Raw genomic sequence first — 4,426 nt, forward strand, 5'->3', positions numbered from 1 at the left:
CACGCGCGTTCGATTGCCTCGCCTATCTGATCGAGCATCGCGAACGCGCGGTCGGTCGCGATGAACTGATCGCCGCAGTGTGGGGGCGGGTGGAGCTCAGCGACGCGTTGCTCGGCCACACGATCGTGCGCATTCGCCGCAGCCTCGGCGACACCGGCAACGAACAGCGCACGATCCGCACGGTGCCTCGCTTCGGCTATCGCTGGGTGCTGCCGCTCGATACGCAGTCCGGCGAGGCGACTCCGCCTGCCAGGTCCGGCAGCGACGCGGACGCGTCCGGAGACGTCGAGCCGGAGCACGCGAACGGTGCCGACGCAGCGGCGTCGCCGCGGCGCGCGCGCATCGTCGCCGCCGCGATCGCGGGTGTCGCGATCGCAGTGGCGGCGCTCGCCTACACCGGCTGGCGATCCATGCGGCGCGATGCGCCGCCGCCGGCGTCCGACGTGCGCGCGGTCGCGGACACGGATGCGGAAGCGCCCATCGCGGTCGCGGCACTCGTCCTGCCGGCCGATGTCGATGCTCCCGACGAGTGGCAGTGGCTGCGGCTGGGCCTCATGGACCTCGTCGCGAATCGCCTGCGCGGCGAGCTGCCGACGGCGTCGAGCGAGAGTGTCGTGAGTCTGCTGCGCCAGCGCGGCGACGCCAGCCCCGACGACCTGCTGCACGACGCGACGCTCGCCCAGGTCGCGGCAACCCGCGTTCTGCCGCGCGTCGCCTTGTCAGGCGGTCGCTGGCGCGTGCGGCTCGAGGCCTTCGGCACCCAGCGCTCGCTGGAGGCGGAGGCGGAGGCAGGCGATGCGATCTCCGCTGCGCAGGATGCGACCGATGCGCTGCTGCGCAAGCTCGGCAAGCAGCCTCGTGCACGAGCCGAAGGCGCATCCCCCGCGCTGGAAGAGCTTCTCCAGCGCAGCGGCGCCGCGATGCTCGCCGACCAGCTCGACCAGGCGCGTGCGCTGATCGAAGCGGCTCCGGTCGCGCTCAAGACGATGCCGCGCGTCGAGCATCGGATGGCGCAGATCGAGCTGCGCCGCGGCGAGTACGACGCGGCCGAGGCGCGCATGCACGCGCTCGTCGATCGCCTGCCGCCCGGTCGCGACGACGCGTTGCGCGCGCGCGCGATGCTCACGCTCGCGGCGGCGCAGGTGCGGCGACACCACGAGGAACTGGCCGCCGACCTCTACGACGAGGCGATCGCGTTGCGCGCCAACGCAGCCGACCACGAGGTGCTCGGCGTCGCACGGCTCGGGCGGGGCGCCGTGCTCGCGCGGCAAGGCCGGTACGCGGACGCGACCGCGGAGCTGTCGCAGGCACGCACCGAACTCGCGACGATCGGCGATGCTCTCGGCGTCGCCAGCGTCGACGTGAACCTCGGCGAGTTCCAGCGCATGCGCCACCGACCGGCCGACGCGCTCGCGGTGCTGAACGCCGCAGTGCGCCAGTTCGAGCGGCTCGGCGCACGGGAAGGCCGCGCCTATGCGCTGATGCAGCAGGCGCTCGCGCAGAGCGAACTGCTCGACGTCGACGCCGCATTCGCGACCAGCGAGCGCATGTGGCCGCCCGAAGCGAACACGAACAACCGGCGCATCCGCTGGCAGCTCGCCCGCGTGCGCGCGCTCGCGCTGGTCGGCGTCGGTCGCGTCGCCGACGCCCGGGCGCTGCTCGCGCAGATCGAGCGCGATGCCGATCCGCAGCGCGACGCCGCCACACGTGCGCAGGCTGCCCTGCTCGCGGCAACGATTGCGCTGCGCTCGGGCGATCTCGCGACCGCAGCGACGCAGATCGAGCGCGCGCGCGTCCCCGCCTTGCGCGACGCGGACCCGACCGACTGGACGCGCGCGCTCGTACTGCATGCTCGCATCCAGCGCGAAAGCGGCGAGCTCGCCGAAGCCGCCACGACGACGGCGCTCCTGCAGGCACAGGCGCCGGGCGACGACTGGCGCGCCATGCAGGCGTCGGTCGCCGCGGCCGAGCAGGCCTGGGCCGAACGCCGGCGTGAGCCCGCGCTCGAGCGATTCGCGCAGGCGATGCAGGCGGCCGAACGCCTCGGCGCCCCCGACGATCTCGTCGCGGTCGGCGCGCCCTACCTGGCCGCGCTCGTCGAGGCGAGCCAGCTCGACAGCGCGCGCGCGATCAGTGGACGCATCGCGATGTGGGCCGACCGCGACGCGCGTGCCGCCGGCGCACAGTCGCGGCTGTTCCGTGCGCTCGGCCAAGACGATGCCGCGCGCGTGGCGGAGGAGAATGAAGCGCGCCTGCTGGCCGGCTACGCGGGCCTCGCCGGTACCCGTCCGCGCTGAGCGGCTCAGCCGACACCAAGAGGCGCCGACTGGCCGTTCCATGTCGCCGCGCACCCTCTCTGCGCAACCGCGAGGCTTCGTTTCGCAGCGCCATCGGGCGCGCATCGCGTGCGTGGCGGGGAGCGTCTGGCGTAACAAGGGGGTGCCGTGGCTCATCTTCCCCGTCCCAGGGCGGGCTTGCACCCTGTTGTTTTCCAACACTTTTCGCGTGCGGCGCCGGGCAGTACATCGATCGCGCATCGTTGCCGCATCGATGCGACATGCGCGCACGCGGGCGGGTCGCGAGGATCGCGGAGTCTTCCGTCGTCGCGACGGCGGGCCGGCGTGCGACGCCGCAGGGTGTCGCCGCGTCCACCTTTCACCCTGTCGAGGAATACCGAATGAAGTGGCTGCGCACGGTGGTTTCATGGTGTCTGGGCATGTCGCTCCTTGCCGGTGTCGCCGGCGCGCAGACGCTGCAGCGGATCGACGCGGGCGGTGGCGCGCTGGCGTCGCCCGCGACCTACGGCGATTATCTCTATGTCGGCACCGGCGCCACGGTCAACGTCTGGGACATGACCGATCCGTCCCAGCCTGCGTACGTCGGACGTACTGGCGCAGCCCCCGCGCCGGGTCCGATCAGCGCACTCGCGGTGGTCGGAGACCATCTGTACGCGGCGTGGAGCTCGATGGGGACGAGCGCGGGCATCACCATCTACTCGCTCGCCGACCCCGCGCATCCGGTCGGCGCTGCCGAGTACGACGACTATGTCGTCTCGGACTTCTTCGGCCCGGTCGGGCTCGTGGCCTCCGGATCGCACCTCTATCTGGGCGACGCGCAGAACGGTCTGTTCGTGCTCGATGCGAGCAACCCGCTCGCGCCGAGCGTGGTCGGCCAGACCTCCGACATCTACGCGTTCGACGCCATGGCGCTCAACGGGACGCAACTGCTCACGAGTGGCAGCAGTTTCCTCGGCGACCGCCTCGTCTACGCGGTCGACGTGTCCGACCCGGCCGCGCCGAGCGTGGAGGGCAGCGCCGTCCTCGACGGCGGATCGGTGCTGCGCGCGGTGCTCACCGACGGGTACGCCATCGGGGTCGGTAACGACCTCCTCGTGTACGACACGCACGATGGCGCCAACATCACGCAGGTTTACGCAACGCCGATCGACCAGGCCACCGGCGCCATCCGCCTCGGCGACGTGCTCTACCTCGTCGGCGACAGCGGCATCCAGGTCTGGGATTTCACGACGCCGAATGCGCCGTCGCTGATCCGTACCGTGGCCGCGCCGACGTTCGCGCCGGACCAGGCCGCAGTGACGCCGTTCGGCCCGCTCGTGCTCACCCATACCGACCGCGCGGTGCTGCTCGACACCGCCGATCCGCTGCAGCCGGCGATCGAAGCGCAGTTCACCGTGCCGGTCGGCGTCTCCGTGCACGCGGCCGGATTCGACGGAACGCATGCCTACTTCGCCGAGGAAGGTTACGGCCTCGGTGTCGCCGACGGCGCCACCCTCGCGCCGATCGGCCGTTACGACGCCGAACTGCCGCCGTTCCTCGCCGCGCGCGACATGGAAGACATCTCGGTCGACGGCGGCCGCGCCTATCTCGCGGCGTGGGGCTACGGCGTGCTGATCGCCGATCTCGCCGACGCCGCCGCGCCGGGCGAACTCGGCCGGTTCGAGTTTCCGTACGCGAGCGCGATCGAGGCGCATGGCGATCGCGTCTACGTCGCGAGCACGACCAATGGCGGCATCTTCAAGGTGCTCGACGTGAGCAACCCGGCAGCGCCGCAGGAACTCGGTTCACTCCTGACGAGCCAGACCTACGATCTGACCGTGCGCGGCAACCATGCGTTCCTCGTCGATGGCGCCGACTTCGGCGACGGTGGCCTGCGCATCGTCGACGTGTCGAATCCGGCAGCGCCGACGATCGTCGGCCAGGAACTGAGCTGCCCGTACGCGAATGGCGTCTACGTCAGCGACGACGGCAACACCGCTTACGTCGCCTGCGCTTCGGACACGACGTTTGCCAATGCGCTTCAGGTCATCGACACGAGCAACAAGGCGCAACCGCTCCTGCTCGGCAGCCTGAGCCTGCCCGGGTTGCCGCCGAACCTCACCGATTACAACGTCGCGCATTCGGTCGTC

Annotated in this window: 2 protein-coding genes; both read left to right on the top strand. The window is 71.4% G+C overall.

Annotated features, from left to right (window positions below; translation table 11 throughout):
- Window positions 1–2,297, top strand: a 2,297-nt coding sequence (locus VI238_RS17705) for a winged helix-turn-helix domain-containing protein (RefSeq protein WP_331653778.1), incomplete at its 5' end; no start/stop codon positions are given.
- Window positions 2,298–2,716: 419 nt separating this feature from the next.
- Window positions 2,717–4,426 (top strand): hypothetical protein (locus tag VI238_RS17710; protein ID WP_331653780.1); only part of this gene is annotated, 1,710 nt, incomplete at its 3' end.

Source organism: Dokdonella sp. (assembly GCF_036518555.1).
Lineage (GTDB): Bacteria > Pseudomonadota > Gammaproteobacteria > Xanthomonadales > Rhodanobacteraceae > Dokdonella_A.